This window comes from Paraburkholderia terricola (assembly GCF_900142195.1).
GTDB lineage: Bacteria > Pseudomonadota > Gammaproteobacteria > Burkholderiales > Burkholderiaceae > Paraburkholderia > Paraburkholderia terricola.
The window spans coordinates 1-22,796 of record NZ_FRAB01000019.1; the positions used below are offsets into that span (position 1 = coordinate 1).

Sequence of the window (22,796 nt, forward strand, 5' to 3'; positions counted from 1 at the left end):
ACATGCCCGCCGTCTTGCTGAACTGAAGCGTGCCGAGAAACACATACGCGCAATCGAGCGCGATCTCACGCTGCTCGACGAAGCAAAGATCGGCTACGACGTCAGCGAGTATTCGATGCGCCTCCAGGATGTCAGCGATCCGACCGCAGGGGATCATCGCGCAAAGTGGGCACTGCATATCAGCGCCGGCGTGTTCTCGTCGAGTGGAGAGAGGTTGATAGCCGGTTTTATCGGCCTCGGATGGATCGTCGAATCAGGTAGAACCACTGCAAACTTCGGCTCTGTAGTGCTCCGTAGGCCGAAGACGCAAACGCGCATTCATTTGCACGGCGGCCCCGAATATGTTGGCAGCATCCTGCCAAAGGGGGGCGCGTGATCTTCGCCCTCCTCGTCGCCGCTACCACGTGCTGCACGGCGTGGTTTCTCACTGGCCCCGCACATCAACGCCATGTCGGCTGTCTGTTCGGTCTGGCCGACGCCATCCTCTGGCTCCTTGCCGGTGTATCCGCCGCCAAGCTCGCCATCGTCGGAATCGCCGCGTTCTGCGCGCTCTGCTTCGTCCGCCCATTCCTGCGCAGCTATCGCTACGCGCGAATCCGGAGACACTATGTCAAGTAATCTCTCCCCGATCTGCAAGGCGCTGATCGCGTTTTTCGCCGGCCAGCGTGACCCGCTCACGATCGACGACATTGAAGCGGCGTTGCCGCACGCCGACCGGCAGGCGCTCCGCCTGGAGCTGCACCTGCTGGTGTGCGCCACTGTTGTGCGGCAGGCCATCCGGCGGTCGGACGAACGCCTCGTGTACTGGCTCGCAGGCATTGCGATCGCTCCTTTCGACGGCACGCTGTTTCACTACGCGCCGGACGCGACCTTTGCCGACGTCGGCGGTATCCCGCCGAGGCGGGAGGTCAGCAATGGCTAACGCGCGCTCGTTACTGGAAGCCGAACCGATTGTCACCGGCAACACAAAGGCTGCGGTCAAGGCCGCCGGCGGTGGATCGTCGGATCTCTGGACGGTACCGCCCGATCAGATTCACTACGATCCGCGCGACAACGTTCGCCCGCTGGATCAGGACCGCGTGCGGCACCTCGCGGAACTGATGAAGGCGAATGGCTACGACCGCAAGAAACCGCTCGGATGTTTCGTGCGCAAGGTCGACGGTCAGGACAGGATCTTCGTGTATGAAGGCCAGCACCGATACCATGCCGCCCTGCTCGCCATCAAGGAAGGCGGGTTCGCGAAGGACAAGGAGATCGACCGGCTGCCGGTCGTGATCGATGAAGCGAAGTCGGTGAATCGCGTCAACCTGATTTACGCCGGCATCACGAACAACGACGGCGAGAAGCTGACGCCGCTGCAGCTTGCGGAAAAAGTCGTGGAACTGCTGGAGTTCGGCGAGCCCAACGCCACGATCGGCAAGCGGCTCAACATCACCGACCAGACTATCCGTGATGTCCTGCTGCTTGCGAACGCACCACTGACCCTGCAGGAACTGGTTCGCAACAAGATCGTTTCGTCGACACTGGCGATTGAAGAAATCCGGGCGCACGGCGGCGAGAAAGCCCTTGAGCGCCTTCGTACGGCGGCGGAGCAGGCGAAGGCCGGCGGCAAGGCCAGGGTGACCAGGAAGGCGCTAGCGAAGCGGGCCAGCAGCAGCATCGTCGCACCGCAGGCAAAGCAACTTTTGCAGGCGTTGCAGTCGGTGTTGCACGACCCTGTTTTCGGCAAGCTGTCGCCCGGCACGATCGCAAGCGTACATGCCGCGCTCACGCCGTACGCAGATCTGCTCGACGCCGTTCCCGCCCGCCGTCACAGGCATCCTGTGCACGTGCCGAACGAGAACGGCGTGTTCGTGAAGTGCGAGACGATCCGCGCGCCCATGACAAAGCGCACAGGGCTCTCGCCTGCGGAGATCCACCTTGCGCAGCCCGAGGAAGGCAGGTGGATTTACTCGACCACGTTACGCGTAGGCAATGGCACGACATCGGGCCTGCCTTCGATGCGAGATTTCACGTCGGCATACCCGACCCGCATGCAGGCCATCAGAGCCGCCGTTAGCGACTTCACGCGTGCGCTCGACCGGGCAGACAGGACGAAGGCGAGAGAGGCACCGGCGGTGCGCGCCTGGCTCGACAGGCTTTCAACGATGCCCGATCCCGACTGGACCGAGGACATGGTGACGGAGGTGGCTAAATGACGGCTCGTCCGGCCATTTCTACCCCACGTCCGCTGCCGCGAAAGCGGGAAGCGGCAGACAGACGCCCACGGCTTTCCCTCGCTGGTGCCGTCCCGGCGCAGGCATCGAACGACGACGTCAACAGCAGCGGGCTCACGCCCGCCAAGGCCATCCAGATAGACGAAGCGCCGCTTGCGCGGCGAAAGACTATCCAGAAGAAGGAAGGCGAGTCGGATACCCGACTCGCAACGATCGCGCGAATCGAAGCCCTGCGCCTCGAGATCCGAAAGCTGGTCGAAGTCATCGCGCTTGGCGCGGACATCGAACTGCTCGACCTCATGCGCGACGAGGTAGGCAGCTATAGCCGGCACAAAGCTGCGCAAGAGGCACGCACGTGGGCGGAACAAGCGCGTCTGTCCATTGAAACCGGGTTGATGCAGCTCGACCGAGCGATCAACCCGATGTCGTAGTAACGACCCGACATAGAGTGTCAAATGAATACTGTTTTTCTTTTGATGGCGCAGTTCGGCGCACGTGCGGTCATTCCGATTGACGAAGTCTGCCGCTCGTACTTCCCGCACCTTGAAGTGGACAAGTTGCTTCGAAAGATCACTTACGGAGAAATCAAGCTACCTCTCGTTCGGATCGAATCATCGCAAAAGAGCGCAAAGGGCGTCTACGTGCAGGACCTAGCCAACTACATCGACGAGCGCCGCGCGGCAGCAAAGAAGGAATGCGATCAGCTCGCCGGCATCGCGTAATCCTGCGATGGCGCGATCACGTCCAGCCACTTCCAGTTTTCGTACTTGTCGCCCACCTTGCGCACGTGCGTGTAACGCTTCAACGTATTCCAGCTGCGGTGGCCACTGACTGCGGCCACCCGCTGGATCGTCCATCCCATTTCCGACAACCTGCTCGCGCCCTCGTGCCGTAGATCATTCAGATGCAGGTCGTCAATCCCCAATAGCTGCACTGCATTCGTGAATGCGGTGCTCGCCGTAAGAGCGCGATACGGAAAGATACGATCGTCCACTCGCGGCTGCGCCTTGACGATCCGTAATGCTTCTGGCGTCAGATCCACCCAAGTGTCGTTTCCCACTTTTGTGTTTGGGTGTTTCAGGTCGCGGACCATAACGCGACATCCGTCCTCATCCAGGTCGCCCCAACGAAGCCGGCAGATTTCACTGATTCTTCGCAGCGAAAAAATCGTGAAGGCTGCCAGCGCCTGCATCGGAATACTGTCGGGCGTTCCGTCCCGCACCTTACCGAACTCGGCCATTAAGCGATCCATCTCATCTAGCGTTGGGCGACGTTCACGATGCTTTGATCGGCCAACAAGCCCCATTCTCGTCAGCGCGACGCGCGCGTCGGCGACCACCGAGGCATCGACCGGATAACCCCAGGCCGGCCGGGCCAAGGTGATCACGCTGGACAGGTGCGCGAGATAGTGGCCACGCGTCGATGGCGCGACCTCAACCGTTCGCATGTAGGCAACGATGTCGGCACTTTCGAGCTGCGCCGCCTTCACCTCGCCCAAGGTTGAGCCGGATATCTGGTTCAGGATCATTCTCTTGGTACGGTCTAACGGCTTGCCCAGTTCCGCGATGTATCGCTTGATCATTTCCTTGACTGGTGGATTCTCCTGCAGCGCGGCCTTCAAACCGTCGGCGTGTGACAGCGCGGCCTCGCGCTGCTTAATCCAGATCTGCGCCGCCTGCCGACGTTCAAACGTCTTGGTTTCCTGGTGCAAAACCTTGCCGCCCTTACGCACGCGAACTTGTGCCTTATATGAGGTGCTACCGTCCTTGTTCTCTCTTGGTGTAATTGTGCCCATCTGTGCTCACTTGCCTGTAGTGTGGTGCCACGCGAAAATGGCACCCATTTTGGAGCCTTGGCACCACAAAAACAAGAGGAAACGCGAGACCACCCGAGCAAACAAGAGGTATATCGATCGGCGTCAAAGCCACACCAGCAAAGGATCTCGCCGTCTACCAAGGGTTACACAGTGAAACGCACCGGCAGCGCCGTCGAATACTTGATCTGTTCCATCGCAAAACTTGAACTCACGTCGTACAGCGGCACGGCGGCGATTAGAAGCTTGTAGACGCGATCGTAGTCGTCGATGTCGGACACCACCACGCGCAGCAGGTAATCGGTTTCGCCGCTCATCCGGTACACCTCCACTACCTCCGGAATATCCTGAACCGCACGCGTGAAGCTCTGCGCCCACGCCTCGGTATGCTGGTTGGTGCGCACCGCGACGAACACGGTCGTGCCCACGCCCAGCTTGCGGGCATCGCAAAGCGCCACCTGCGCGCGAATCACGCCCGCCTCTTTCAAACGCTGCAGCCGTTTCCAGCAAGGCGTTTGCGACAGATTCACCCGCTGCGCCAACTCGGCGATCGGCATGGTTGCGTCCTGCTGCAGCAGTTCGAGCAGTTTCCGATCGATGATGTCCATTCCCATTCTGGCGCCTCTGTAGGAAATTATTCTACTTTTAATACTTCGAGGGGAATTATATGGAAACTCTTTCTCCGGGGAAATCGGTATAAATGTCGCTATTCGAAATAACCGACAAGCGGCAGCGCAGCCGCGCAACGATCATGAGCCAAAACCTTTCTTCGACGCCCCGCGATCGTTTCCAGGCCCACGGCGGACAATCGGCTGAAGCGGCCCGAACCGCCTCGGACGTTCAAGCCCGAATTCGAGCCGCCGCGCCGTTGCACGACCACGGCAGCGCGCCTCTCAAACAGTTATGCGACGCGCTCGACGCGATTTTCGAAGCCTGTTCGACATGTCCCGAGCCGTCGGATTCGGCGTTGTTCGCGCGCGGTATGCGTGTCACCCTCGCTGAAGCCGCGGCCACCCCCGACTTGCTGACGCCGGCACAACGCGAAGGCGCGGCGGAGAATTACCGTCGTCATCTGCTCGCCGCCGATCCGCATGGCCGCTATGCAATTGCCGCACTCGTGTGGCTGCCGCAACAGGCGAGCCCCGTGCACGCGCATCACACGTGGTGCGGCTACGCTGTGCTCGATGGCAGCTTGAACGAAACGATCTTCGAATGGAATGGCGCGCGGCAATGCGCGAGCGCCGCGCGGACGCAAGCGCGCAATCGCGGCGCGGTGTCGTTCGCACGCGGCGGACGCGGCGCCATTCATCGGCTGGGCAATGGCACTCTTGCGCCCGCCGTCTCATTGCATGTCTACGGCGTGGCGGGCGCGCGAATCGCCACGCATGTCAACGACATCGTGCGCGTGGCCGAGGCGCCGGCGCGCGTTTGAAAGCTCACGCCTTGCGTGCGCCGCGCAGGCAGCGGCGCACCACCAGCGCAATCAACTCTTGCCGCCCGCTTCTCCCGCGGTCGGAATCTGCGGTGGAATCGGCGCGGTCTGTCCGGTCGGCGGCGGCGCCGGACGCGGTTCGTGCGACACATCGCGCGCCACCGCGACCGCCGCATGCGCGGCCCGCACCGACGACGCCGTTTGAGCCTGCGCATGGGCATGGCCGTGCGCACCGGACCCAGGCAACGCGTCGTCCCCGAAAGGCTGACCTTCGCTATCCTTCGACGACGTGAACAAGCGCATCTGCGGCAGCGGAATCTCAATCCCGGCTTCGTCCATCTTGCGCTTGAGCCGCAGATTGAACGCGCGCGCCACGCTCCATTGCTGCAGCGGCCGGGTCTTGATCTGCCCTTTTACGACCATCCAGTTCGGATCGAAACGGTCCAGCCCCCACACCTCGATCGGCCCGAGCATCTCGCGCCGGTAACGGAAGTCCGCCATCAGATCGGCGCCGACTTCGCGGATCAGCTGCGTGATCTGATCGACGTCCGCGGAGAACGACACCCGCACTTCGAACACTGCGTAAGCAAAATCGCGCGACAGGTTCTTGACGATCTTGATCTGCGAGAACGGAATCGCGTGAATCGCGCCCTGGCCGTCGCGCAGGCGCACGGTGCGGATCGACAGGTGCTCGACGGTGCCCGCATGGCCGCCGTCCACGTCGATCCAGTCGCCCACGGAGATCGTGTCCTCGATGATGATGAACAGGCCCGTGATCAGGTCGGTCACGAGCGACTGCGCGCCGAAACCGATCGCGAGGCCGATCACGCCGGCGCCCGCCAGCAGCGGCGTCACGTTGATGCCGAGGTTCGCCGCGGTCACGATCCCGGCGATGGTCATGATCGAGACGAGCAGCACATTGCGCACGAGCGGCAACATCGTGCGCGCGCGCATGCTCGGCGCGCGCGACTTGTTGCGCGGACCGCCCGGATTGAGCGCCTCGGTGATCGCCGTGTCGACCAGGATCCAGAGCAGCCACGCAATGAACACGGTCGCGATGATCGCCGTCACCGCATGGGCGATACCGCGCGCCGCGACGTTTTCCTCGACCACGGCCGCGAGCGACACGCCCCACAAACGCGCCGCCAGTTCGAAGAAAAACAGCCAGATGAAGAGCGTGAGCAGCGTGCCGCAAAAGCGCAGCAGGCGCGTCAGATACGGCGAGCGGCGGCGGGCGCGCGCGCTGCGCGGACGCGTCATGCGCAGCACGATGGCCGACAGGAAGAACGCCAGCACCAGCAGCAGCGCCGTCACCACCGAAATCTGCAGCACGTTCTCACTGGTGCCCGAGCCGCCGAGCGTGGCGATCACCGAGGCGGTGGCGAGCACCAGCACGGGCACGTGCCACAGCGCGGCGAGGACCTCGAAGGCGTCGGTCGCCGCCTTGTGATCGTTGCGCTGCTCGTACGGCCGATTTCGAATCAGATGCGCGACCGGCCGGCGAAACGCGAGCGCGAAGTAGCCGGTGAGCACGGCGGCCGTCATGTTGGCCGCGGTCGAGATCAGCGCCGCGAGATTCGTTCCGAGTTGATGCGCGACGTCGTAATTGACGGCCGCATCGCCGAGCGCGCCGCATATGCCGATCACGAACAGCACACGCCGCGCATGATCGATCAGAAGACGCACCGCGATGCGCCGATGCCCCGAGCCGAACAGCGAAAACATGATCAAACAGATCGCCGAGAACACCGCCCCCGCCACGATCGCGTAGGCGACCACCATGCCGAGCGTTCGTCCGAGCGCATCGGGCATCGCGCGCACGAACAGCAGCGCCGCGACAAACGCGATGATCCACGGTCCGACGCGGCGCAGCGCGAAGATCAGCAACTCGCGCGTGGTGGGATTCGGATTCAGCCCCATGACGATGCCGAAGCGCCGGTACAGCCGGTGTTGTCCATAGATCAGCGCGCCGGCGCACGCGCCCCAGCCGGCGAGCATCGCGATCATCGAAAACAGCACGCGGCCGAAGCTCTCGCGCCCCTGGCCCGAGATGATCGTGAAGAGTTCGTTGCCGGCCGCGTTGAGGCGGCCGCCCCAATAGCGCACCGGCGTGCGGCCCTGATGCATGTCGGATTCGAACGACGCGATGCCCGACGCGATCGCGCCCAGCAGGCCGGCACTGGCCTGCGTCTGCGCCGGCACCGGTGGGCCGACGTTCTGCGAGACGTCGCGTAGCTTCTTGAGCTGGGCGACGAGCGCGGTGCGCTGCCGGTCGTTGTCGAGCGTGGCGATCACGCTGTCGAGCGAGCGCGCCAGTTCCGCCTGGCTCGCGGGCGACGGCGCGGACGCCGCCTGCGCCGCGGATGCGCCCGAAGCGGCGGACGCGGGCGTCGCGGTAGCGCTGTTGATCAGGCTCTGCAAGGCAGGGATGACCGGCGTGCTGCTGCCGGCGGCCTCGGCGTTGGCGGGCGTGCAGCCGGCGTAGAGGATCAGCGCGAGGAATACCCCGGCCACCCATGCGCCGAGCCACGCCGCGACGCGCGTGGGCGAGCTGGGGTGGACGTCGCCCCCGGCATGAGGAGAAGGAAGATGAAAGGTGGCGCGAGTCGCCGGTTGCCCGCCGTTGAACGGCGCAGCCTCGGACTCACGCCGCGAAGAGCGTGACTGCATGGCGATCCGTGAAAAAACGGGAGACGCCAGTGTAGCCGCACTTTTATCGGGCGCGACCGAACATGCGTAACGGAATGTTAGGGCGCTTGCGCTCGGCAGCGGGTGTGGGGATCGCCCTACCCACCGCGCCGCGGGCGCCTGCCTGCCAGGCTAGGCCGCGCCATTCAGGCTCAATAGGCGACTGTCGCGATCTGACGCACGAAGCGGCCCTGCTCCAGTTCGTCGACGAAGGCGATTGCGTAGTCTTCCGCCGAAATGCGGCTATTGCCTTCGGCGTCGGCCAGCAGCGCGCCCGTGCCGGTGCGGAATTGCCCGGTGCGCTCGCCCGGCGCGATCAGCGCGGCCGGCGCAAAGAAAGTCCAGTCGAGATCGGCGACGCCACGGTAGTAGTCAAATGCGTCGCGGTGCGCGAGCGCGACCGGCTTGTAAGCGACAGGGAAACCCTCGGTATCCACCAGTTGCTTGCCCGGCGCGACTTCGAGCGAACCCGCGCCGCCCACCACCACGAGGCGCTTCACGCCCGCCGCGCGCACGCCTTCGACCAGCGCGCGAGTCGCCGTGGCGAGCGCCGCCTCGTCACCTTGCGGCGGCGCGTAGGCGCTGGCGACGACGTCGTGCCCGCGCACCGCCGCACCGACACTCGCGGCGTCGAGCAGATCGGCTTGCGCCGCCTTCAGGTTCGCCACGTCGGCCGGCACCCGCGCCGGGTTGCGCGCCAGCGCCGTCACCTCGTGCCCGCGACGGGCCGCTTCCGCGGCGATCCGCGAACCGATCGTGCCGGTGGTGCCAAACAACGCGATCTTCAACTGTTTGCTCATTTCGATGCTCCTTCGATTAGCTTATATGTAACTATATTGATTACATATAAGACGGAAAAAAGAGGGGTGGGTACCCCTTGATTATCAGGCGCGCGCGCTGACTGACAAACACGCGCATTCCCGGACTGCTTGCTCACGCCTTATCGATGCGAACGCCGCTTGCGCTCCCTGACCCGCTCCGCGCGCACGACATCCGCCGTGGCATCGGCCAGCGTGCGGGCGCCGAGCGATGCTTCCATGGCCTGCTGCGCTTCGTCGATGATGCCGCTCAGCACGCCTTGGATATTACGGCCGACCATGCACGCGGGATTCGGCTCTTCCCGATGCAGCCCGAATAAACGTGGATCTTCCACCGCACGGTATATCTCGAGCAGGCTGATATTCCCGGGCGCCCGGGCGAGCAGCGCGCCGCCGCCCGCGCCAAGCTGGGAGGTGGTGAGGCCCGCCTCCGCCAGCATGCTCAGCAAACGCCGGATCAGTGCGGGATTGGTGTTCACGCTGCCCGCAATTATCTCCGACGAAAGCGGCACGCCCTGCTGCAACGACAGCAGCGCAAGCACGTGCACCGCAAATGCGAACCGGCTACTCGTATTCACAACACCCCTGCCCGGCGACCACAATATGTAATTATAGTAATTACATTTGACCGGGCCGTCAAACGTTCGCGCGCGCCGGGGGTCGAACGGACGGTCACGACGGTCACTTGTCCATCTGCTTTTGCGCGTCGCCGGAATCGCCCGCAGCGGACGAAGACGCCGCAGCGTTCGTCGATGAAGCGGTGCTCTGCGCGGACCACTGCTGCAGCTTGCGGCCCGCGGTCTCCAGGCTCTGCCCGGTCAGCGCGGCGGCCTTGCCGAGTTGCGCATTGGCCGCGCTCGCGGCGCCTTGCAGATTGGCCTGCGCGCCCGAAGCAAGCGCCTTGGGGTCGATAGTGACCGACGGCGCGGAGGCCGAATCGAGATTCTGCTGCGCGGCGGATTTGGTCGCGTCGACCTGCTGGCCGATGTAGCTAGCCGCCTGATCGAGCTTCTGACCGGCCGCTTGCGCGGCGTCGTTGAGTTTGCCGGCGACCTGCCCGGCGGACGCATCGTTTTTCTGGCAGGCCGTGAGGCCGCCGAACACGGCGAGAACCAGAACGACACGGTGCAACAAAGGCGAACGGATGGATGAAATCATGTTTGAGTGTGAGCCGCGCCAAGCGGCTTCCGCATGCGAAAACGCGCCAATGATACGCCGTCGCGTGGCGCTTTCGCCCAGCATCGGCCGATCGTCCGGATCGCGCCGCGAACGCGGGCGCATCTGCTGGCATTCCGCACCGTTCGAACCCGCTCATCGCGTGCGGCGTCGCGGTTCTGTCAAACGCGTTGGGGTAGACTGGCTTCGCTTGAATGAGCGTGACGAGCGCTTGGTGTGTTCCGTTGATCAACTGGAGGCATACGATGGCAGCAAAGAAGATTCTGTTCCTGACCGGCGACTTCGCCGAGGATTATGAAACGATGGTGCCGTTCCAGGCACTGCAGGCAGTCGGCCACGTGGTCGACGCGGTCTGCCCGAACAAGAAGGCGGGCGACCGGATCAAGACGGCGATCCATGATTTCGAGGGCGACCAGACTTATACGGAGAAGCCTGGTCATCAGTTCACGCTCAACGCGACCTTCGACGATGCCGATCCCCGCCAGTACGACGCGCTGGCAATCGCGGGCGGCCGGGCGCCGGAATATCTGCGGCTCGATCCCAAGGTAATCGAAATCGTGCGGCAGTTCGCCGAAGCGGGCAAACCGATCGCCGCGATCTGCCACGCCGCGCAACTGCTGGCCGCCGCCGACGTGATCCGCGGCAAACGAATTTCCGCCTACCCGGCGTGCGCGCCCGAAGTGAAACTGGCGGGCGGCGACTATGCCGACATTCCCGTCGACGCGGCGATCACCGACGCCAACTTCGTCACCGCGCCCGCATGGCCCGCGCATCCCGAGTGGCTGCGCCAGTTCCTCGTGCTGCTCGGCACCCGGATCGAACTCTGATCGAAGTCCAGTCGAAGTCCGATCGAGCCGGATGCCCCCCATCCGGCTTTGATCCGGCCATATTCCGGCTCCGGGCCAAGGCGAGCGCCATGCCCTCATGGCCTTGCGCATTCACCTAAACCGCGCACATTTTGAGAGTAATCCGATAGTTCGCAGCGAAACGGCTTTCTATAGTCAACGGTTGACTTTGGAGTGCCTTTCGATGGAACTGACTGACTGGATCGTCGTGCTCGTCGTCACGTTGATGGCGATCGCTTTTTTCTGCGGGCGCACGCCCGCCAACTGGTCGCGTGAAAACCGCGCGCGGCGTCTGGCCGGCGCGCGCATGCTGGTGCTAGCCGCATGCTCGCTGTGGGCGGCGCTGCTGCTCGCCGCACGTGGCCTGTTCGCGCTGGACGGCGTGCTCGGCTTGCATCCCGCGCCGCTCGAGGCATTGACCGGCGTCATGATCCTGATCGTCTGCGCCTGCTACTGGTTGATTCGCGGCAGCAAGCTGCTCAAACCGCGGCGGCTCTTTAACGCCTGCTGATCACCGGACACCGACGCCGGGTTCGGCATTGGGGGCATTCAGCGCCGCGCCGCCACCAGAACCTTGGCTGTCACGCTCATCCGAGCCCATGCGCGCCTCGCGCACATCACGCATCGCATCAACGCCGCCCGCCTCCAGCGGAACCCGCGGATCGGCAACCGCCTGCGCATTGCGCGGCCGGGCTTCGGGTAGCGACACATAGAACGTCGTGCCCTCCCCCTCTTTCGACTCCACCCAGACACGCCCGCCGTGCCGCTCCACCACGCGCCGCACGAGCGCGAGGCCGATGCCCTCGCCCGCCACCACATTGCCGTGCAGCCGCTGAAACGCATTGAATAGCCGGGGCAATGCGACCACCGGAATCCCCAGCCCGTTATCCCGCACGTAAAAGATCCGCAGCGAATGCACGCCGAGCGGCGGCGGCGTGGTCCCGATTTCGATCCTGCCCTCGCGGGCGGGATCCAGATAATTGACCGCATTGCCGATCAGATTCGCGAACACCTGCTCGAGCGCGGTGGCGTCGCCCCACACCGCCGGCAACTCGTCGACGCTGATCTGCGCGCCGCGCGCCCGGATCGAGCCTTGCATCGCATCGATCACGCGCCGCACGATATCGTGCACCTCGACCTTCTGCTGGCGGTACTCAACGCGGCCGACACGCGACAGCCGCAACAGCGCGTCGATGATATGCGATGCCCGCAGCACGGCCGTTTGCAGATAATGCAACGCCTCGCCGATGTCCTCGTCGACCACCCGTTCGATGCGCTCGCGCGTCCCGGCGCCAAGCGACGACTCGCGCACCGCGACGCGCAATTCGTCGCACGCGCGGATCAATTCCTTCGAAAAGCCCTGCAGATTCACGAGCGGCGCACGCAGATCGTGCGACACGCTGTAAATGAACATCTCGTTCTCCTGGGTCTGCTGCCGCAGGCTCTCGTTGATGCGCGCCAGTTCGGCGGCGCGGCGCGCGAGGTCGGCGTGGAAACGCGCCTGGATGCGCTCCGCCTCGAGCAGGCGCCGGCTGGTTTCATGCAAGGTCAGGTCGAGCCGGGCGATTTCATCGCTGCCTGCTGCGATCGGCGCCAGCGGCTCGTTGCCCGCGAGGCGCCCGGCGTTGTCGGAGAGAACGGCGAGCCGGCCGCGCACGCCGCGCGTGAACAGCCAGACGGCCAGCGCGACGAACAGCAGCGAGCCGAACACGGCGGCGCCCACCAGCATCTGCTGCCGTTCGCGCGCGGCATCGGCGGCGTTCAGGCGCTGCATGTCGAGGCGCCGTTCCTCGCTCTGGAATGCCACCACCTGCTGACGGAAGCGATCGAGCACATCGGATTGAGCGAGGTCGCGAAAGCGCTCCAGCACGTCGGGCCGCCGCCGCGAATGCAGCATGTCCTGCATGCGGTCGGACCACTGGCGATAGGCTTGCACCGATTGACGCAACTGAACCACGCGCGCGACTTGCCGGGGATTGTCCGCGACCAGTTCGGCAAGCTGGTCGATGCGGCGGTCGACGTCCATCCACAGTGCAAGCGGCGTCGCGAAACGGCTGTCGTTTTCCAGCACCGCACCGCGCAGCGCGACGGATTCGCCGAGCACCGGCTCGAGAATCGCGGTGGTCTGCCGCAGCACTTCCTGGCTATGGAGAGCCCAGCGCTCCGCTTGCGCCGAATCGGATTGCGCCTTGACCAGTCCGGACAGCAGCGCCAGTTCGAAAAGCGCCGGAATCGCGATCAGCAGCAGGCCTTTGGTGGTGAGTCTCATGCGTGCGCATCGGAAGTCGGGGGCCGGCAGATCATGCGCGGGGAGCGCACATTATGTCGACGTTTCCAGCGGAAAATAAAGGGGCGCGCCATTTATTGGGCGCAATCGGCCATGGCAACCTGCGCGCACATGTGTTGCGCATCGGGCGGCGGGTATTCGGCAGGCGAGCACTCGAAAATATCGGATGACGCACAATTTCGGAACATGACGCCCAAAATAGAACATGAATGCACCTGTATTGTGCTTAAAGTCGCACAAATCAAAGCCGTTCGTTCCGAGGTCCCGAAGTCGCGCAAGCGCTAGCCACCAATTCCGGTGCGCACCGCACCGAATAGACGCTTCACGCACAACATTGGCCCATTTCTTGCGTTCGTTGCCCGCTTTTTTGGCATACGCAGGAAACACCGATGGAAAGTCTTAAAACCGGCACCGACACCCTCTTTCTCTTATTGGGTGCGGCAATGGTGCTGGCCATGCATGCCGGGTTCGCGTTTCTGGAACTCGGTACCGTGCGCAAGAAAAATCAGGTCAACGCGCTGGTCAAGATTCTGGTGGATTTCTCCGTCTCGACAATCGCCTATTTCTTCATCGGCTACACGATCGCATACGGCACGCAGTTCTTCGGCAACGCTCAAACGCTGGCCGCGCATAACGGCTACGAGCTGGTGCGCTTCTTCTTCCTGCTGACCTTTGCCGCGGCGATTCCGGCGATCGTGTCGGGCGGCATCGCGGAGCGTTCCAAATTCAATCCGCAACTCTTCGCCACCTTCGTGCTGGTCGGCTTCATCTACCCGCTCTTCGAAGGGATCGTCTGGAACAACCGCTTCGGCATTCAGAACTGGCTGACCGGCGTGTTCGGCGTGCCGTTCCACGACTTCGCCGGCTCGGTGGTCGTCCACGCGTTCGGCGGCTGGGTCGCGCTGCCGGCCGTGCTGCTGCTGGGCGCGCGTCATGGCCGCTACCATCGCGACGGCGGCATTGCCGCGCATCCGCCGTCGAATATTCCGTTTCTCGCGCTGGGCGCCTGGGTGCTGGCGGTGGGCTGGTTCGGCTTCAACGTGATGAGCGCGCAGACCATCGACAAAATCAGCGGCCTCGTCGCCGTCAATTCGCTGATGGCGATGGTCGGCGGCACGCTGACGGCCTGGCTCGCGGGCCGCAACGATCCCGGCTTCACGTACAACGGCCCGCTCGCCGGGCTGGTCGCCGTGTGCGCCGGCTCCGATCTGATGCATCCGCTCGGCGCGCTGCTGACGGGCGGCATCGCGGGCGTGCTGTTCGTCTTTATGTTCACCTGTGTGCAGAATCGCTGGCGCATCGACGATGTGCTCGGCGTCTGGCCGTTGCACGGCTTGTGCGGCGCGTGGGGCGGCATTGCGGCGGGCATCTTCGGCTTGCCTGCGCTGGGCGGCATCGGCGGGGTGTCGTTCGGGGCGCAACTGGTGGGGACGTTGGGCGGCATCGCGGTGGCGGCGCTCGGCGGCACGCTCGTGTACGGCGCGATTCGCCTGACGGTGGGCCTGCGGCTCGACCAGGAGGACGAATACAACGGCGCGGACCTGTCGATCCACAGAATTTCGGCGACGCCGGAGCGCGAGAGCGTCGGCTGACGCGTTCGCCGCGCGGCAGCCTTCGACGGTTCAGTGGCGAGCAAGGCCCGAGGATGCGCCGGCGCTTGCCGCGCGAGCCGCTCCTAGCGGGACGATGAATCCACCGCGTCCGCGTTGCCGCCGACGATGCCGAATTCGATCGGACAACGCGTATAAAACACCGGCACGCTGCCTTGCCGCACGGCGGCGAGCAGCGTTTCGGCTTCCCCTTCGGTGACGGCGAAAATCACCTGCACCGGCTGATCCGCCAATTCGAAGAAACGCGCCGCGTGACGCGCGCCGGCGTGACCAATGCCTTCGGCGGCCGCCACGACGGTCGCGCCGCGAATGCCGGCCTGTTTGGCAACCGACAATAGCCATTCCACGACCGGCTCATGATCATGACGCCGGTTCTGCTCGGTATAAAACGTCAGCTGGTAGCCTTTCTTCATATCGGCCGTCCTTGTTGAAGCCTGGCGGGCCCGCACTCGACGTCGGCAGGCGCTGACTTCATTCTAGGTCACGCCCACGTGATGCCCGCAACGCTATCCAACGACCCGCGCGACTACCCCGCGCCGCCGCCCCGACCTGTCCCCACATGCGCTAGCCAGTGTTAGACTTGCGCGCTGGAAATGGCATTCTCCCTTAACCGCCGTGGCGGCTGATGATGCCTGCTTCGCCCGGGTGACCGCGGACGCGGCAGCGCGTCTCCCGCTCAGCCCGGTTTGTCGACCTTCCGGTTTTGCCAGGCCTCTTCCCATGTATTGGTCCATTCTCGCGGTCGCCGTCGGCGGCGCGCTCGGCTCGCTGTTCCGCTGGTTTCTCGGCATCCGCCTGAACGGCTTGTTCGTCAGCTTGCCGCTCGGCACGTTCGCCGCCAATGTGATCGCCGGCTACATCATCGGCGTGGCGGTCGCGGGCTTCGCGCGGGCGCCGCACATCGCGCCGGAATGGCGGCTCTTCGTCATCACCGGGATGATGGGCGGACTCTCGACCTTCTCCACTTTTTCAGCCGAAGTCGTGCAGCGCCTGCAGGATGGCCGGCTCGGCTGGGCCGCGGGCGAGATCGTGATTCACGTGGGCGCGTCGCTCGTCATGACCGTGCTTGGTATCGCCACGGTCTCGTTGCTGTCGCGCTGAGAACGCCGCGGCGTGCCCCGTCACACGCCGAATGGGAACGTATCGGGCGTGCCTTCGCGCATCGGCGTCGGAAGCGGTTCAACGGCGCTGGTGCGATCGACCCAGACATAAGCGTCGAACTGATCGGCGAGCGACGCTTGCGCATAGTGGCTATAACGCTCGGTGTCCGGCCGATAGATCACGCCGATGAAACGTTCCAGCAGCGGTTCGCTCAAGCGCGCCCGCAACGCGTCGTGCACACCGGGGCGCAGGTCCAGCAGAAAGCGCGGCTGCCCCGCGCGGTGCATCCAGTATTCATAGCTGTCATCCAGCGCCGGACGCACTTCCTTCACCTCCATCGGACCATCCCAGTCGCTTGCGGCGGCGACGGTGCCCGCGTGCGTGCCGAAGCCGATCAGCGCCGCCTCGTCGCCGAAGTACTCGCGGCATAACTGCCCGACGTTGATCTCTCGCGAGATGCGCCCCATCTCGGTCGCGCTGGCGTCGCCGATATGCGAGTTGTGCGCCCACACCACCGCGCGCGCGTGCGGGCCGCGCGCGTCGAGCGTATGGCGCAGCGTCTCGAACATATGCGTGTCGCGCAGGTTCCAACTGTGCGCGCCGCCGTAATACATGGCGCGGTAGTAGCGCTCGGCCGACGCGACGAGGCGCGCGTTCTGCGACGCGTCGAAGAAAGTCTCGCCGTCATGCTCCGCGTAGTCGAGCCGGTTTCTCAGCAGGTCCTGCAATTGAGCGACGACGTGTTGCTCGCATTGCGCATAGCCGCCCTCGAGCGCCGCGCGTCCGTACACGGCCGGGTCCTTCTGCCACGGACCGAAGCACCCATAGCGCTCGCGAGCAATGCGGGCCGCGGCGGGATCGACGGAGTCGAGATAGCGCAGCACCGCGTCGATCGACTCGGAGAGGCTATAGATATCGAGCCCATAAAGACGCGCCTGACGCTCCTGCGGCAGAGTGGCGTTATGGCCGCGCAGCCAGTCGGTGAACGCCTTCACGTCGGTGTTGCGCCACATCCACGTCGGGAAACGCCGGAACGGCGCTTCCCGACCGCTGGCGGGCGGCCGATTCCGCACGTGCCGGTCGAGCGCCGCCGCGTCGGGCCAATCGGCTTCCAGCGCGACGATCGAGAAGCCATGCTCCTCGATCAGCCGCCGCGTGATGGCCGCGCGCAAACGATAGAACTCGGCAGTGCCGTGGCTCGCCTCCCCGAGCAGGACCACGCGCCGCGCGGCGAAGCGGTCGGTGAAATACTCCAGTATCGCGGACTCGAAGTCCGTGAACGGCTCGGCGGCGGCGCGGATCGCCGCGGCCAGATCATCCGGCGCACGAGCGTGTTGCGTCGGACTGTCGGCGACGGCCGGCGGATCGAGCATCACGTCTTCGGCCGGCCAGCCGTCGTCGCCGATGAGCGGCACGAACATCACCGCGCCGAGCGTCCGTTCGTCGTAGTCGTGTTCCGTGCGGCGCACGACTTTCACGAGCCGCTGATGGTATCGCTCGTGACCCACGGGCATGATGAGCCGTCCGCCGAGCGCGAGTTGCTCGCGCCACGCCCGCGGCACGTGCGGACCGCCGGCGGACGCGAAGATCGCGTCATACGGCGCGCCTTCCGGCAAACCGTGCGTGCCGTCTCCGGTATGCACCGTGACGTTGTCGATGCCGAGGCGCGCGAGCGTTTCGCGCGCGGACTGCGCGAGCGCCGCGTGGCGCTCCACCGTGTCGACATGCGCGGCGATGGCGGCGGCGATGGCGGCGGCGTAACCCGATCCGGTGCCGATCTCCAGAACCCGGTCACCGGGGCGCAACTGCGCCGCCTCGATCATGCGCGCGACGATGTAGGGCTGCGAGATGGTCTGCTGCTCGGCGATCGGCAACGGTGTGTCGTCGTAAGCGAATTCGCGCAGATGCGCGGGCACGAACTCTTCTCGCGGCACGCGCCGCATCGCGGCCAGCACGTTCGGGTCGCCGATGGAGCGCCCGGCGATCTGACGCTCGACCATCAACTCGCGTGCCTCGGGCAAGTTGGTCATGGCTGCTCCTTGACGCTACGCCTCCCGCATTTCATAACAGGTCGCGAAGCTTGTAGTACCACATGCCGAGGACAAGGCCGGGTGCGCGCAGCATCGCGCCGCCCGGAAACCGACGATGGCGGATGCGGTTGAACACCTCGAACCGCGAGGTTTCTCCCGCGATGCTGTCGGCCATCAGTTTGCCGGCCATGCCCGCGAACACCAGGCCATGACCCGAGAAGCCTTGCACGTAGTAGATGTTGTTGCCGAGCCGCCCGAGGTCGGGCGCGCGGTTCATGGTGATGTCGACGAACCCGCCCCACGCGAATTCCACGCCGAGATCTCCTGTTTGCGGAAACACGTCGGTCATGCGCACGCGCATGCGCTCGACGAGATTGCGCGGCGCCTTGGCGCTATACGTTTCGCCCGCGCCGAACAGCAACCGATGGTCGGCGCTGAGCCTGAAGTAATCCAGGACGAGGTTATTGTCCGACGCCGCCGCCCGGCCCGGCATCAACGCATCGGCACGGGCCTGTCCCATCGGTTCGGTGGCGACCATATAGGTGCCGACCGGCATGATGCGGCCTCTCAGTTCGGGCGCCAGTTCGTCGCCGAACTCGCCCAGATAGACATTGCCGGCGAGCACCACGTAACGGCAGCGCACCTCTCCCTCGGCGGTCTTGACGACCGGCTCCCGCCCTCGCTCCAGCCGGAATGCGGCGGTGTTTTCGAATAGCCGCACGCCGGCGCGGCGCGCGGCGGCGGCCAGTCCGAGGCAGTACTTCAACGGATGCAAATGGCCCGAGCCGGCATCGTAGGCGCCCGAAACAAAGCGATCGCTATTCAGATGTCCGGCGATCTGCGCGCGATCGAGCCATTGCAGCGGGTAATCGTAGACACGCGCCATGTGCTCCACCCAACGGCGCAGCGCCTCCGACTTGCGCTTGCGCAACGCGAGCGTCAGGTAGCCCGAGATGTAGTCGCAATCGATGCCGTAGTCGCCGATGCGCTGCCTGAGCAGGCGCATGCCGTCGATCGACGCGTCCCACGCGGCCCGCGCCACTTCGCGCGGACACTGCTTTTCGATCGCATGCTCGCCTTCCGCGCCGAAGCCCACGAGCGCCTGGCCGCCGTTTCTTCCCGATGCGCCCCAGCCGATGCGATGGGCTTCGAGCAGCGCAACCGTGTAACCCATTCTGGCGAGTTCCAGCGCACAGGAGAGGCCCGCATAGCCCGCGCCGATCACACACACGTCCACCGCCATAGATTCCTGGAGCGGCGCGCAGAGCGGCGCGCGAACCACGCTCGCCTCGTAGTACGACTTCTCCAGAACGCCCAGCTCTTTTTGCAGTAATCCGGCCATCAAGGCGCCTCCTCGCGCGCTCGCAGTCAGGCAACCCGTCAGGCAACCCGTATGTTGAGGAACTGCCACGGGTCGCTATCGTCCCGTGGCTCTTCGTAGAGCCGCGAATGCTGCGTGAGCGGCGTCCATTTGTCGTAGACGCCGACGACCTCGCCAAGATACGGGCGCGCGACGCGCATGACGGTTTCATAGTCGATGTCGTCGGGCTCGATCACCCCCGCTCGAGGGTTGGACAGCGCCCACACGATGCCGCCGAGAATGCCGGCCACCACCTGAAGACTCGTCGCCGTGTTATGCGGCGCGATGCGGCGTGTTTCCTCGGTGCCGAGCTGCGAGCCGAACCAGTAAGCGCCGCGCTCGTTGCCCATCAGCAGAACGCCGAGTTCGTCGATGCCCTCGGTGATCTCCTCGCGCAAGATCCGCTCGCGTTCCTGCGGCACCCATCCGCGGCCGGCGAGTTCGTCGATTGAAAGCACCGCGTCGTCGCAAGGTCGATACGCGTAATGGACGGTCGGCCGATAGACGACCTCGCCGTTTTCCCTGAGCGTGAGATGGTCCGCGATCGAGATGGACTCGCCGTGCGTGATCAGAAAGCCGTGATACGGTCCGCCCAACGGCGTCCAGCTACGTACCCGGGTGGCGAGGCCCGGGCGCGTCAGATAGATTGCCGCGTCCGAGCCGAAGCCGTGCTGGCACGCGTCGGCGGGCCAATGCCGTTCGTGCGTGCCCCAGCCGAGTTCGGCCGGCTGCAAGCCTTCTTCGATGAAGGCCTGCACGGACCACGTGTTGACGAACTCATTCGGCGCTTTCCTCGCCGCCGCGATCTGTGTGTCGTGTTCGGCGATGTGGATCGCCCGGATGTCGAGCCGCTGCGCGAGCGTTGCCCAGTCCTCGAAACTCGCGAGCCGTCCCACCGGCATATTGCTGTCCGTCGCCATGTTGACCAGCGCCTGCTTGACGAGTGACGAGATCAGTCCGGGATTGGCGCCTTGCGTCAAAATGGCCGTGGGTCCGTCGCGCTTGTCGAGGCGGAATGCGAGCACGGCTTCTCGCAACGCATAGTTACTGCGGCGCGACGGCGGCCCCTTCTGGCTCGCGCCGCCTCCGCTCCATGGTTCGATCGAGGTATCGAGGTACAGTGCGCCGCATTCCCAGCAATACCGCACGAGCGCTTCGCTGGACACGTTCACGGAGAGATTCAGCAGAAAGTCGCCTTCGCCGACGAGCGGTTGAAGCACGGTCCCGTAGTTTTCCTCGGTCAGCGCCTCCTGCACGATCGCCACGCCGTACTCCTGCGCGATGGCGATGTCGTCGGTGGGCAGGCAGAGCACGGTCACCGCGCCGTACTCCTGCGCGATGGCGATGTCGTCGGTGGGCAGGCAGAGCACGGTCACCGCGCCGGGGTCCATGTCGATGTGCCGCAGCAGCAGCGGCAGCGACGAACTCGCGATACATCCGAAGCCCACGATCAGCATCCGGCCGTCGAGTCGCGCATGTTTCGTGTCGAAAGAAGAGGCGTTGTTCATGGCGCGTGGCAAACCGTTGAGCATGACACCCCGGTCGCAGCAATGCGCGTGCCGCCACGCGGACAGTGTCGCTATCCCACGCCGTCGCGAACCTCCGCTGACGGCCCGCGCGCGCTCGGATCGATAGCCGCGTCGGCAACATTTACATGGCTTGCATGCCGAACCATTCGGTGGCGGCACAGGCGGCAAAGGCGGTGTTTCCACTACTCAAGAAACGTCCTGCTCACGCCGTTAATGCAGACAGTAGCCGTCCATTGGAATAGGCCCGGAGACTCCATAGCACGGCCCCAGCATGCCAGCCGATACACCCTTTCTCAAATCCGTTCTCGCGACTCCGACGGCGGCCGATTGCCCCGTGACGACGGGCGTGCGCATCTCGCTGCTCTCGTCCATCTTCGCGGATCGGCGCTCGCTTTTCATGTCCGGCTTCGCCACCGCCTTCGTCGCGCTGGTCGCGTTCGCGCGCTTGCATGAGGCGTGGACGTTGGCCTGGCTCATCGGCGACGCGTGCGTTCTCGCCGCCCGGCTGACCATCGCTCAGGCGCTCGTCTCGCAGCGAGCTTCCGCGCTCGCGCATCTGCGCCGGCCGCTGACGTTCTACGTGCCGCTTTCGCTGCTGGCTTCCGCGTTCCTCGGCGGCGGCACGATGCTTTGCGTGATGTCGGGAGACGCGGCGCTCGCCTCGCTCGCCATCATGGTGACGGCCGGCATTCTCGGCGGCATCGCATCGAAAAACGCGGCCATACCGCGCCTTGCGATTTCGCAGATCTGTCTCGGCGCATTGCCGATCGGCATTGGCGCATTGCTCGCGCCATCGCGCGATTACTGGATTCTCGTACCGCCGCTTTTCATCTTCAGCACCGCGATGGCGTCGATTGTCCGGCGTCACTACTTTTCGCTCAGCGCATTGATGACCGCCGAGGAAAATCACGCGCAACTCGCCGCCCGCTTCGATGCCGCGCTCACGCACATGCCGCACGGCCTGTGCACCATCGACGAAGCGGGCAAAGTCATCATCGCCAACGGCCGCACAGCCGAACTGTTCGGCGCGAAGGGGGACGCGCTGCTGCTCAATGTGCCGTTTCCCGATTTCCTCTGGTACGTCGGCGTAAAAAAACTGGGCGAGCCGCGCGCACGACAATGGGTGGACGAATCGCGCGCGTGGCTGTCGGAAGGGCGCGGCCCGCTCGAACTCGATCTCGGCAATGGACGGAAGCTCGAGATGTCCCGCAACGTGGTGCCGGACGGCAGCGCCGTCATCATTATCGAAGACGTCACGGAGCGGCGGCGAGCCGAGGCGGAAATCCTGCATTGGGCCAGTCACGACCCGCTCACCGGCTTGTCCAACCGCCGCCGCCTGCGTGAGCAACTGGAGCAGATGTTGCTGCGGCAGACGAGCGGCGCCCATCGTGCGTCGGCGGTGATGTATCTGGATCTGGACGGCTTCAAGTGCATCAACGACAACCTCGGCCACCATGCCGGCGACGAAGTGCTGAAGGCCGTGGCGCATCGGCTCGAAAAAGGCTTGCGGCACGGCGAGACGGTGGCGCGGCTCGGCGGCGATGAATTTGCGATCGTCATCGAACGTACGACGCCCGCCGCGTGCGCCGCGCTTGCGCGGCGACTCATCGAGCAATTGTCGAGACCGTATCCGCTATCGTCCGGCGGAACGGTGACCATCGGCGCCAGCGTCGGCATCGCGCTCACCGTCGACGGCGAGACGCTCGAATCGCTGCTGGAGCGCGCCGATACCGGGCTGTATGAAGCCAAGGCCGCGGGGAAAGGCACCTTCCGTTTCGCCGCGGCGAGCAGCGTGGAAGCGCTCGACGAGAGCGCTCCCGGCGCGCCGTTGCGGATGCAGGAGTAGCGACGTCATGCCGCGATGCCGGCGGCGAGCGGAACGCGCGGATTT

The 22,796-nt window shown here is 64.8% G+C and carries 23 protein-coding genes and 1 riboswitch; of the genes, 12 read left to right on the forward strand and 11 right to left on the reverse strand.

Features of this window, described 5'->3' with window-relative positions; genetic code table 11:
* From BUE39_RS17685 to BUE39_RS17710, 6 genes are all read left to right on the forward strand, one after another.
* Positions 1–376: hypothetical protein (locus BUE39_RS17685; RefSeq protein WP_073430024.1), on the forward strand; the 376-nt coding region annotated here is incomplete at its 5' end.
* Entirely contained in the window at positions 373–618 is a 246-nt protein-coding gene (locus tag BUE39_RS17690; protein ID WP_073430025.1) for a hypothetical protein, read from the forward strand. The genes BUE39_RS17685 and BUE39_RS17690, both read left to right, overlap by 4 nt.
* The gene (locus tag BUE39_RS17695) at positions 608–922 is read left to right on the forward strand and encodes a hypothetical protein (RefSeq protein WP_073430026.1); all 315 of its coding nucleotides are present in this window, start codon (positions 608–610) and stop codon (positions 920–922) included. Before BUE39_RS17690 ends, BUE39_RS17695 begins: the two co-directional genes overlap by 11 nt.
* Positions 915–2,198 carry a ParB/RepB/Spo0J family partition protein gene (locus BUE39_RS17700; RefSeq protein WP_073430027.1) on the forward strand — a complete coding sequence of 428 codons (1,284 nt, stop codon included), beginning with the start codon at positions 915–917 and terminating at the stop codon, positions 2,196–2,198. Before BUE39_RS17695 ends, BUE39_RS17700 begins: the two co-directional genes overlap by 8 nt.
* A complete protein-coding gene (locus BUE39_RS17705; RefSeq protein WP_084561431.1) occupies positions 2,195–2,647 on the forward strand; it encodes a hypothetical protein in 453 nt (150 codons plus the stop codon). The genes BUE39_RS17700 and BUE39_RS17705 overlap by 4 nt, the downstream gene beginning before the upstream one ends.
* A gap of 24 nt (positions 2,648–2,671) precedes the next feature.
* Positions 2,672–2,938 (forward strand): pyocin activator PrtN family protein, encoded by a 267-nt coding sequence (locus BUE39_RS17710; protein ID WP_073430028.1) that lies wholly within the window; start codon positions 2,672–2,674, stop codon positions 2,936–2,938.
* Here BUE39_RS17710 and BUE39_RS17715 read toward each other — a convergent pair.
* Entirely contained in the window at positions 2,917–4,011 is a 1,095-nt protein-coding gene (locus BUE39_RS17715) for a site-specific integrase (protein ID WP_073430029.1), read from the reverse strand. The genes BUE39_RS17710 and BUE39_RS17715 overlap by 22 nt on opposite strands.
* Before the next feature lie 164 nt (positions 4,012–4,175).
* Positions 4,176–4,643 carry an Lrp/AsnC family transcriptional regulator gene (locus BUE39_RS17720; protein ID WP_073430030.1) on the reverse strand — a complete coding sequence of 156 codons (468 nt, stop codon included), beginning with the start codon at positions 4,641–4,643 and terminating at the stop codon, positions 4,176–4,178.
* A 137-nt stretch (positions 4,644–4,780) separates the two neighbouring features.
* On the opposite strand from BUE39_RS17720, the gene BUE39_RS17725 reads away from it, so the two are divergent.
* Positions 4,781–5,461, forward strand: coding sequence for a cysteine dioxygenase family protein (locus tag BUE39_RS17725; protein ID WP_073430107.1), 681 nt, complete (start codon positions 4,781–4,783; stop codon positions 5,459–5,461).
* A 51-nt stretch (positions 5,462–5,512) separates the two neighbouring features.
* Here the strand turns inward: BUE39_RS17725 and BUE39_RS17730 are convergent, their stop codons facing one another.
* From BUE39_RS17730 to BUE39_RS17745, 4 genes are all read right to left on the reverse strand, one after another.
* Positions 5,513–8,131 (reverse strand): mechanosensitive ion channel family protein, encoded by a 2,619-nt coding sequence (locus BUE39_RS17730; protein ID WP_073430031.1) that lies wholly within the window; start codon positions 8,129–8,131, stop codon positions 5,513–5,515.
* Positions 8,132–8,301: 170 nt separating this feature from the next.
* Complete coding sequence (locus tag BUE39_RS17735) at positions 8,302–8,949, reverse strand: NAD(P)-dependent oxidoreductase (protein ID WP_073430032.1); 648 nt, start codon at positions 8,947–8,949, stop codon at positions 8,302–8,304.
* Positions 8,950–9,089: 140 nt separating this feature from the next.
* Positions 9,090–9,545: an Rrf2 family transcriptional regulator gene (locus BUE39_RS17740; RefSeq protein WP_073430033.1), complete on the reverse strand. Its 456-nt coding sequence runs from the start codon at positions 9,543–9,545 to the stop codon at positions 9,090–9,092.
* A 103-nt stretch (positions 9,546–9,648) separates the two neighbouring features.
* Positions 9,649–10,125 carry a hypothetical protein gene (locus tag BUE39_RS17745; RefSeq protein WP_073430108.1) on the reverse strand — a complete coding sequence of 159 codons (477 nt, stop codon included), beginning with the start codon at positions 10,123–10,125 and terminating at the stop codon, positions 9,649–9,651.
* Positions 10,126–10,388: 263 nt separating this feature from the next.
* Between BUE39_RS17745 and BUE39_RS17750 the strand changes: the two genes are divergently transcribed.
* A complete protein-coding gene (locus BUE39_RS17750) occupies positions 10,389–10,970 on the forward strand; it encodes a DJ-1/PfpI family protein (protein WP_073430034.1) in 582 nt (193 codons plus the stop codon).
* Positions 10,971–11,172: 202 nt separating this feature from the next.
* The gene (locus BUE39_RS17755; protein WP_073430035.1) at positions 11,173–11,499 is read left to right on the forward strand and encodes a hypothetical protein; all 327 of its coding nucleotides are present in this window, start codon (positions 11,173–11,175) and stop codon (positions 11,497–11,499) included.
* Here BUE39_RS17755 and BUE39_RS17760 read toward each other — a convergent pair whose 3' ends face one another.
* On the reverse strand, positions 11,500–13,257 hold the full coding sequence (locus BUE39_RS17760; RefSeq protein ID WP_073430036.1) for a sensor histidine kinase: 1,758 nt from the start codon (positions 13,255–13,257) through the stop codon (positions 11,500–11,502).
* Positions 13,258–13,664: 407 nt separating this feature from the next.
* On the opposite strand from BUE39_RS17760, the gene BUE39_RS17765 reads away from it, so the two are divergent.
* Positions 13,665–14,867 carry an ammonium transporter gene (locus BUE39_RS17765; protein ID WP_073430037.1) on the forward strand — a complete coding sequence of 401 codons (1,203 nt, stop codon included), beginning with the start codon at positions 13,665–13,667 and terminating at the stop codon, positions 14,865–14,867.
* 83 nt (positions 14,868–14,950) lie between these two features.
* Here BUE39_RS17765 and BUE39_RS17770 read toward each other — a convergent pair whose 3' ends face one another.
* Positions 14,951–15,298 carry a DUF190 domain-containing protein gene (locus BUE39_RS17770; protein WP_073430038.1) on the reverse strand — a complete coding sequence of 116 codons (348 nt, stop codon included), beginning with the start codon at positions 15,296–15,298 and terminating at the stop codon, positions 14,951–14,953.
* A gap of 167 nt (positions 15,299–15,465) precedes the next feature.
* A riboswitch (Fluoride riboswitch) is annotated at positions 15,466–15,527 on the forward strand.
* Between the two features lie 78 nt (positions 15,528–15,605).
* On the opposite strand from BUE39_RS17770, the gene crcB reads away from it, so the two are divergent.
* Complete coding sequence (gene crcB / locus BUE39_RS17775; protein ID WP_073430039.1) at positions 15,606–15,986, forward strand: fluoride efflux transporter CrcB; 381 nt, start codon at positions 15,606–15,608, stop codon at positions 15,984–15,986.
* Positions 15,987–16,006: 20 nt separating this feature from the next.
* On the opposite strand, the gene BUE39_RS17780 is transcribed toward crcB, so the two are convergent.
* Genes BUE39_RS17780 through BUE39_RS17790 form a run of 3 tightly spaced genes read right to left on the reverse strand, consistent with a single transcriptional unit; the run spans position 16,007 to position 20,884 of the window.
* Positions 16,007–18,016: a protein-L-isoaspartate(D-aspartate) O-methyltransferase gene (locus BUE39_RS17780; protein WP_073430040.1), complete on the reverse strand. Its 2,010-nt coding sequence runs from the start codon at positions 18,014–18,016 to the stop codon at positions 16,007–16,009.
* Between the two features lie 31 nt (positions 18,017–18,047).
* A complete protein-coding gene (locus BUE39_RS17785) occupies positions 18,048–19,358 on the reverse strand; it encodes an NAD(P)/FAD-dependent oxidoreductase (protein WP_073430041.1) in 1,311 nt (436 codons plus the stop codon).
* Positions 19,359–19,396: 38 nt separating this feature from the next.
* A complete protein-coding gene (locus BUE39_RS17790) occupies positions 19,397–20,884 on the reverse strand; it encodes a homospermidine synthase (RefSeq protein WP_073430109.1) in 1,488 nt (495 codons plus the stop codon).
* 292 nt (positions 20,885–21,176) lie between these two features.
* Between BUE39_RS17790 and BUE39_RS17795 the strand changes: the two genes are divergently transcribed.
* Entirely contained in the window at positions 21,177–22,751 is a 1,575-nt protein-coding gene (locus BUE39_RS17795; protein WP_073430042.1) for a sensor domain-containing diguanylate cyclase, read from the forward strand.
* Positions 22,752–22,796 lie beyond the last annotated feature (45 nt).

Bases quoted from the DNA above. Each gene is read 5' to 3' on its own strand.
- BUE39_RS17695 (WP_073430026.1), top strand. From the start codon at position 608: ATGTCAAGTAATCTCTCCCCGATCTGCAAGGCGCTGATCGCGTTTTTC.
- BUE39_RS17700 (WP_073430027.1), top strand. From the start codon at position 915: ATGGCTAACGCGCGCTCGTTACTGGAAGCCGAACCGATTGTCACCGGC.
- BUE39_RS17705 (WP_084561431.1), top strand. From the start codon at position 2,195: ATGACGGCTCGTCCGGCCATTTCTACCCCACGTCCGCTGCCGCGAAAG.
- BUE39_RS17710 (WP_073430028.1), top strand. From the start codon at position 2,672: ATGAATACTGTTTTTCTTTTGATGGCGCAGTTCGGCGCACGTGCGGTC.
- BUE39_RS17715 (WP_073430029.1), bottom strand. From the start codon at position 4,011: ATGGGCACAATTACACCAAGAGAGAACAAGGACGGTAGCACCTCATAT.
- BUE39_RS17720 (WP_073430030.1), bottom strand. From the start codon at position 4,643: ATGGGAATGGACATCATCGATCGGAAACTGCTCGAACTGCTGCAGCAG.
- BUE39_RS17725 (WP_073430107.1), top strand. From the start codon at position 4,781: ATGAGCCAAAACCTTTCTTCGACGCCCCGCGATCGTTTCCAGGCCCAC.
- BUE39_RS17730 (WP_073430031.1), bottom strand. From the start codon at position 8,131: ATGCAGTCACGCTCTTCGCGGCGTGAGTCCGAGGCTGCGCCGTTCAAC.
- BUE39_RS17735 (WP_073430032.1), bottom strand. From the start codon at position 8,949: ATGAGCAAACAGTTGAAGATCGCGTTGTTTGGCACCACCGGCACGATC.
- BUE39_RS17745 (WP_073430108.1), bottom strand. From the start codon at position 10,125: ATGATTTCATCCATCCGTTCGCCTTTGTTGCACCGTGTCGTTCTGGTT.
- BUE39_RS17750 (WP_073430034.1), top strand. From the start codon at position 10,389: ATGGCAGCAAAGAAGATTCTGTTCCTGACCGGCGACTTCGCCGAGGAT.
- BUE39_RS17755 (WP_073430035.1), top strand. From the start codon at position 11,173: ATGGAACTGACTGACTGGATCGTCGTGCTCGTCGTCACGTTGATGGCG.
- BUE39_RS17760 (WP_073430036.1), bottom strand. From the start codon at position 13,257: ATGAGACTCACCACCAAAGGCCTGCTGCTGATCGCGATTCCGGCGCTT.
- BUE39_RS17765 (WP_073430037.1), top strand. From the start codon at position 13,665: ATGGAAAGTCTTAAAACCGGCACCGACACCCTCTTTCTCTTATTGGGT.
- BUE39_RS17770 (WP_073430038.1), bottom strand. From the start codon at position 15,298: ATGAAGAAAGGCTACCAGCTGACGTTTTATACCGAGCAGAACCGGCGT.
- crcB (WP_073430039.1), top strand. From the start codon at position 15,606: ATGTATTGGTCCATTCTCGCGGTCGCCGTCGGCGGCGCGCTCGGCTCG.
- BUE39_RS17780 (WP_073430040.1), bottom strand. From the start codon at position 18,016: ATGACCAACTTGCCCGAGGCACGCGAGTTGATGGTCGAGCGTCAGATC.
- BUE39_RS17785 (WP_073430041.1), bottom strand. From the start codon at position 19,358: ATGGCCGGATTACTGCAAAAAGAGCTGGGCGTTCTGGAGAAGTCGTAC.
- BUE39_RS17790 (WP_073430109.1), bottom strand. From the start codon at position 20,884: ATGAACAACGCCTCTTCTTTCGACACGAAACATGCGCGACTCGACGGC.
- BUE39_RS17795 (WP_073430042.1), top strand. From the start codon at position 21,177: ATGCCAGCCGATACACCCTTTCTCAAATCCGTTCTCGCGACTCCGACG.